The organism is Streptomyces sp. NPDC056169 (assembly GCF_042268445.1).
GTDB lineage: Bacteria > Actinomycetota > Actinomycetes > Streptomycetales > Streptomycetaceae > Streptomyces.
Genome location: NZ_JBHJUO010000040.1, coordinates 23,973 through 30,484 on the forward strand (window position 1 = coordinate 23,973; position 6,512 = coordinate 30,484).

At 71.9% G+C, this 6,512-nt stretch carries 7 protein-coding genes; 5 read left to right on the forward strand and 2 right to left on the reverse strand.

Annotated features, from left to right (window positions below; all coding sequences use genetic code 11):
- Nucleotides 1-23: 23 nt before the first annotated feature.
- Entirely contained in the window at nucleotides 24-539 is a 516-nt protein-coding gene (locus ACFC0G_RS38780; RefSeq protein ID WP_376413428.1) for a GtrA family protein, read from the reverse strand.
- 134 nt (nucleotides 540-673) lie between these two features.
- Here ACFC0G_RS38780 and ACFC0G_RS38785 point away from each other — a divergent pair, with 134 nt between their 5' ends.
- From ACFC0G_RS38785 to ACFC0G_RS38800, 4 genes are all read left to right on the forward strand, one after another.
- The gene (locus tag ACFC0G_RS38785; protein ID WP_376413429.1) at nucleotides 674-1,867 is read left to right on the forward strand and encodes a 5-(carboxyamino)imidazole ribonucleotide synthase; all 1,194 of its coding nucleotides are present in this window, start codon (nucleotides 674-676) and stop codon (nucleotides 1,865-1,867) included.
- A 35-nt stretch (nucleotides 1,868-1,902) separates the two neighbouring features.
- Nucleotides 1,903-2,400 (forward strand): 5-(carboxyamino)imidazole ribonucleotide mutase, encoded by a 498-nt coding sequence (purE, locus tag ACFC0G_RS38790; protein WP_376413441.1) that lies wholly within the window; start codon nucleotides 1,903-1,905, stop codon nucleotides 2,398-2,400.
- A gap of 59 nt (nucleotides 2,401-2,459) precedes the next feature.
- Nucleotides 2,460-3,647, forward strand: coding sequence for a dipeptidase (locus tag ACFC0G_RS38795; RefSeq protein ID WP_376413443.1), 1,188 nt, complete (start codon nucleotides 2,460-2,462; stop codon nucleotides 3,645-3,647).
- A gap of 123 nt (nucleotides 3,648-3,770) precedes the next feature.
- The gene (locus ACFC0G_RS38800) at nucleotides 3,771-4,691 is read left to right on the forward strand and encodes a membrane dipeptidase (protein WP_376413431.1); all 921 of its coding nucleotides are present in this window, start codon (nucleotides 3,771-3,773) and stop codon (nucleotides 4,689-4,691) included.
- Nucleotides 4,692-4,791: 100 nt separating this feature from the next.
- Here ACFC0G_RS38800 and ACFC0G_RS38805 read toward each other — a convergent pair whose 3' ends face one another.
- Entirely contained in the window at nucleotides 4,792-6,123 is a 1,332-nt protein-coding gene (locus ACFC0G_RS38805) for a UDP-glucose dehydrogenase family protein (RefSeq protein WP_376413432.1), read from the reverse strand.
- Nucleotides 6,124-6,249: 126 nt separating this feature from the next.
- Between ACFC0G_RS38805 and ACFC0G_RS38810 the strand changes: the two genes are divergently transcribed.
- Nucleotides 6,250-6,512, forward strand: a 263-nt coding sequence (locus ACFC0G_RS38810; protein WP_376413445.1) for an acyl-CoA dehydrogenase family protein, incomplete at its 3' end; no start/stop codon positions are given.

Consider the following 6,512-nt stretch of genomic DNA (forward strand, 5'->3'; position numbering starts at 1 on the left):
GTCAGACGAGACCCAGACGGGACTCAGACGCGGTTGGGCTGGCGGCGGGTCGCCTGGCGCGGGGGCTGCTCCAGGAACGATTCGGCGGCCTGCACCGCTTCCTTCGCGGGCAGCGCGCGGAACACCCAGGTGCGGTACGACCAGAAGCGGAACAGCGTCGCGATGCCGATGCCGAAGAACTTGAAGAAGTTGCTCGCGAGCGGGCCGTCCCAGCCGAGGCCGTACGTCGCCGCGTAGAGCAGGCCGTTCTCGATGACCATGCCGATCAGGCTGAACAGCAGGAACAGCGTCAGTTCCTTCGTCCGCCCCGACTTGTCCCGGTCGCGGTACGTGAAGTAGCGGAACCCCACGTAGTTGAAGACGATGGCGACCGCGGTGGCGATCAGGCTGGCCCGCACCACCTGGAGGTCCGAGAAGTGGCGCACCAGGTTGAAGACGCCGAGGTTGACGAGGACGCCGAGACCGCCGACCACTCCGAACTTGGCGACCTCACGGAAGAGCCCGTTGAGTCGCATGCGCAGCGCGCCGGGTTCACTCATGGTGATGGCTCTGTCCCGTCCGTCCGGGTGACGTCCGGGCGACGTCAACCCAACCATGCTAACCAGCCCCCCTGTCACCCGCCCGGGTACCTCGTAAACCACGGGGAAACCCGGCCCCGACCTGCACTGTCCTTGTGACAAACCACAGGCGGACGAGTGTTCCCCGGTGGTGCGGATACCCTAAGAGAGTGACGTTCCCGGTAGTCGGCATGGTCGGTGGCGGTCAGCTCGCCCGTATGACCCACGAGGCGGGCATCCCCCTCGGCATCAAGTTCAAGCTCCTCAGTGACACCCCGCAGGACTCTGCGGCGCAGGTGGTGAGCGAGGTCGTCATCGGCGACTATCGCGACCTGGCTACGCTGCGTGACTTCGCGCGCGGATGTGACGTGATCACCTTCGATCACGAGCACGTCCCCACGGAGCACCTGCGGGCCCTGGAGGCGGACGGCATCCCCGTCCGCCCGGGGCCCGACGCGTTGGTGCACGCCCAGGACAAGGGGGTGATGCGCGCCAAGCTCGACGAGATCGGCGCGCCGAGCCCACGCCACCGCATCGTCGCGGACGCGGCGGACGCGGTGGCCTTCGCGGCCGAGGTCGGGGGCTTCCCGATCATCCTCAAGACCGTGCGCGGCGGCTACGACGGCAAGGGCGTCTGGTTCGTCCGTACGGAGGCGGAGGCCCGCGACCCGTTCCTCGCGGGCGTCCCGGTCCTCGCCGAGGAGAAGGTCGACTTCGTCCGCGAGCTCGCGGCGAACATCGTCCGCTCCCCGCACGGCCAGGCCGTGGCGTACCCGGTCGTCGAGTCCCGTCAGGTCGACGGCGTCTGCGACACCGTGATCGCGCCCGCGCCCGACCTCGACGGCGAACTCGCCGGGCAGGCGCAGGAGCTCGCGCTGCGGATCGCCAAGGAGCTGGGGGTCGTCGGCCACCTCGCCGTCGAGCTCTTCCAGACCACCGACGGCCGCATCCTCGTCAACGAACTGGCGATGCGCCCGCACAACTCCGGCCACTGGACCCAGGACGGCGCGATCACCTCGCAGTTCGCCAACCACGTCCGGGCGGTTCTCGACCTCCCCCTCGGCGATCCGCGGCCGCGCTCCCGGTGGACCGTGATGTGCAATGTCCTGGGCGGCGACTACCCGGACATGTACTCCGCGTACCTGCACTGCATGGCCAGGGACCCGCAGCTCAAGATCCACATGTATGGCAAGGACGTGAAGCCCGGCCGCAAGGTGGGGCACGTCAACACCTACGGCGACGACCTGGACGACGTGCTGGAGCGCGCGCGTCACGCCGCCGGCTATCTGCGAGGAACGATCACCGAGTGAGCAGCAACAGCACCGCCCCCGCCGTCGGCATCGCCATGGGATCCGACTCCGACTGGACCGTCATGGAGGCCGCCGCGCAGGCCCTCGACGAGTTCGAGATCCCCTACGAGGTCAACGTCCTCTCCGCGCACCGGATGCCGCGCGAGATGATCGCGTACGGCGAGGAGGCCGCGGGCCGCGGGCTCAAGGCGATCATCGCGGGCGCGGGCGGCGCCGCCCACCTGCCCGGCATGCTCGCCTCCGTCACCCCGCTCCCGGTCATCGGCGTGCCGGTGCCGCTGAAGTACCTCGACGGCATGGACTCGCTGCTCTCCATCGTGCAGATGCCGGCCGGCATCCCCGTCGCGACGGTCTCCGTCGCCGGCGCGCGCAACGCGGGCCTGCTCGCGGCCCGGATCCTCGCCGCGCACGACCCCGAGCTCCGGACCCGGATGAACGACTTCCTCCAGGAGCTCAACGACCAGGCCACGGAGAAGGGCAAGCGCCTGCGGGCCAAGGTCGAGGGCGCCGACTCCTTCGGCTTCGGCAAGTGAGCGCGGCGTCCGGCAGCGCGACGGCCGGCGGTACGGCGGCCGGCGGCGCGGCGGACCGTCTGGAGGAGGCCCGCGAGCTGCTCGCGGGCCACCCCGTCGTCGACGGCCACAACGACCTCCCGTGGGCGCTGCGCGAGCACGTCCGGTACGACCTGGACCGCATGGACATCGGCGCGGACCAGACCGGAGCGCTCCACACCGACCTCGCCCGGATGCGGGCCGGCGGCGTCGGCGCGCAGTTCTGGTCGGTCTACGTGCCCTGCCGGCTGGCCGGGGACGACGCGGTCAGCGCGACCCTGGAGCAGATCGACATCGTCGACCAGCTCCTGGAGCGGTACGCGGGCGACCTCGCCCCGGCCCTGACGGCGGACGACATGGAGGCGGCCCGCGAGCAGGGCCGTATCGCCTCCCTCAAGGGCGCCGAGGGCGGCCACTCGATCAACAACTCCCTCGCCACCCTGCGCGCGCTGCACGCCCTGGGCGTCCGCTACATGACGCTCACGCACAACGACAACAACGACTGGGCGGACTCGGCGACCGACGAGCCGGGCGTCGGCGGGCTCTCCGCCTTCGGCCGGCAGGTCGTCCGCGAGATGAACCGCTCCGGCATGCTCGTCGACCTCTCGCACGTCGCCGCCACCACCATGCGCGACGCGCTCGACGCCTCGACCGCGCCGGTGATCTTCTCGCACTCCTCGGCCCGGGCCGTCTGCGACCACCCGAGGAACATCCCGGACGACGTCCTGGAACGGCTGCCCGCCAACGGCGGCGTCGCGATGGCCACGTTCGTGCCGAAGTTCATCCTCCCCGCGGCCGTCGAGTGGACCGCGCGGGCGGACGACAACCTCCGCGCGCACGGCTTCGACCACCTCGACACCACCGCCGCGGCGATGAAGCTGCACCGCGCCTTCGAGGCGGAGAACCCGCGCCCGATCGCCACCGTCGCCACGGTCGCCGACCACCTCGACCACCTGCGCGAGGCCGCCGGCATCGACCACATCGGCATCGGCGGCGACTACGACGGCACGGCCTTCACCCCGGCCGGCCTCGACGACGTCGCGGGGTACCCGAACCTGATCGCGGAGCTCCTGCACCGCGGCTGGTCGCACCCGGACCTCACCAAGCTGACCTGGTCCAACGCGGTCCGCGTCCTCCGCGACGCGGAAGCGGTCTCCCGGGACCTCCGCTCCCGCACGTCCCCGTCGAACGCGACGATCGACGCGCTCGACACCGCCGACGCTCCGTAACGGATCGCTCACCCGGACGGCGTACTCCGCCGCGCCCCCGCCCGGGGCCGGTGGCACGGTGGAACGTACTGCCCCGCCGCAATTGGCGGGGCGGTACTGCACCACCGAGTTCGGAGTAGCACCATGGCAGATCTCGACGATCATTCCCCCTTCTCTGCCGCCCCCGCCGCCGTCGGCGCGCTCGATCCCCCTGAACCACCGCCCCCGCTCGACGAGACGGCCCGGGCCCGCGCCCTCCTGGCCGCCCAGCCCGTCGTCGAGGGCCATACGGAACTGCCCCCGGCCCTCGACCCCGAGGACCTCCCACCCGTCCGCGCGGGGGAGGCCGGAGCACAGTTCTGGTCCCTGCACGTGGAGGCCGACGAGGGCGTCATCGGGACGCTGCGGCGGATCGACGCGATCCGCGCCCTCGTCGCCGCCTGTCCCGAGGACCTGAGGCTCGCGTACACGACGTCGGAGATGGCCCACGCCGGGAACTGCGGCCGGGTCGCCGCCCTGCTCGGGCCGGTCGGCTGGCCCGCGCTCGGCGGCTCGGCGGCCACCCTCCGGGCCTACCACGCCCTGGGCGTACGGGCCGTGAACCTCACCCGCTTCGACCGCTTCGCCCGCGACGCCGTACGGGAGATGAACCGGCTCGGCCTGGCCGTGGACCTCTCCGGCGCCGACCAGGACACGATCCGCCGCGCCCTCGCGGTCACCCGGGCCCCGGCCCTGCTGACCAGGGCGGCGCCGGAGGGCCTTCCGGACGAGGTGCTGCGGCTCCTCGGCGGGAACGGCGCCGTCTGCATGGTCACGGTCACCGACGACCCGGCCGCCGACGCCGACGTCCTCGACCGCGTGCGTACGGAGGCGGGCCCGCGGTCCACGGGCATCTCCCACACCACCGCCCCGGCCCTCGGCTACGTCCCGCTCTTCGCGGAGCTCCTCCGCCGGGGCTGGCCCGCCCAGGACCTCGTCGGGCTCGCCCACGCCAACGCCACCCGGGCGCTGCGCGAGGCGGAGTTCCTGTCGAGGACGAACCGGATCCGCCCGGCCGCGGCCTGACCGCACGCAAGGCCTGACCGCACGAAGGGCCTGACCGCACGAAAGGGGGGAGAGGGGGCGCGTGACGGCGCCCTCTCTCCCCCCTTCGCGTGCGTACGTCTCAGGCGCGCGGGCGGCCCATCGCGCGGTACGTCCAGCCCGCCGCCCGCCAGAGCTCCGAGTCCAGCGCGTTGCGGCCGTCGAGGATCACCGGCGACGTGACGACCGCGGCGAGCTCCGCCGGGTCGAGCTCGCGGAACTCCCGCCACTCGGTCAGGTGCAGCACCACGTCCGCGCCGCGCACCGCGTCCAGGGCCGTGTCGGCGTACCCCAGGGTCGGGAAGAGGCGGCGCGCGTTCTCCATGCCCTTCGGGTCGTAGACGGTGACCTGGCCGCCCTGGAGGTGTATCTGACCGGCCACGTTCAGGGCGGGGGAGTCGCGGACGTCGTCCGAGTCCGGCTTGAAGGTCGCGCCGAGCACGGCGACCCGGCGGCCCAGGAAGGAGTTCCCGCCGAGGACCTCGCGCGTCATCTCCACCATCTGGCCGCGCCGCCGCATGTTGATCGAGTCGATCTCGCGCAGGAAGGTCAGCGCCTGGTCGACGCCCAGCTCGCCCGCCCGCGCCATGAACGCCCGGATGTCCTTGGGCAGACAGCCGCCGCCGAAGCCGACCCCGGCCCGCAGGAACTTGGCCCCGATCCGGTCGTCGTGGCCGATGGCCTCCGCCAGCTTGGCGACGTCGCCGCCCGCGGCCTCGCACACCTCCGCCATCGCGTTGATGAAGGAGATCTTGGTGGCGAGGAAGGAGTTCGCGGCCGTCTTCACGAGCTCGGCCGTCGGGAAGTCGGTCACCACGAACGGCGAACCCTGGCCGACCGGCACGGCGTACACCTCGCGGAGCGTCTTCTCGGCCCGCTCGCCGAAGTCCCGCACGCCGACCACGATCCGGTCGGGGCGCAGGGTGTCCTGCACGGCGAAGCCCTCCCGCAGGAACTCCGGGTTCCAGGCGAGGTCGACGCCCTCGGGCAGCAGGCCCGCGAGCCGCTCCGCCGAGCCGACGGGCACGGTCGACTTGCCCACCACCAGGGCGCCCTCGCGCACGACCGAGGCGAGGGAGGCGAAGGCGGCGTCGACGTAGCTCATGTCGCAGGCGTACTCGCCGTGCTTCTGCGGGGTGTTCACACAGACGAAGTGCACGTCGCCGAAGGCGCCGACCTCCTCCCAGGAGGTGGTGAACCGCAGCCGGCCGCTCGATCCCTCGATGCCGGCCACGTGCTTCGCGAGGAGGTCCTCAAGGCCGGGCTCGTACATCGGGACGCGCCCGGAGGACAGCAGCTCGATCTTCTCGGGGACCACGTCCAGGCCGAGCACCTCGAAGCCCAGTTCCGCCATGGCCGCGGCATGGGTGGCGCCGAGGTAGCCGGTGCCGATCACGGTGATCTTGAGGGCCATGCGGTACTCCAGTGACGTCGGGCGGAATGCCTGCCCGAGCATAGTCGTGCCCTGGCCCGGGGCCCGGGCCACGCCCTACCCTTTGGGTTACTTAACGGTAGTTAGCAAGCGTGGGAGTGAGTGAACGTGGCGGGTTCGACTGATTTCGACCTGTATCGGCCTTCCGAGGAGCACGACATGCTCCGGGAGTCGGTGCGTGCGCTGGCGGAGGCGAAGATCGCGCCGTTCGCGGCGGCGGTGGACGAGGAGGGCCGGTTCCCGCAGGAGGCGCTGGACGCGCTGGTCGCCAACGATCTGCACGCGGTGCACGTGCCCGAGGCGTACGGCGGTGCGGGGGCGGACGCGCTGGCGACGGTGATCGTGATCGAGGAGGTCGCGCGGGTGTGCGG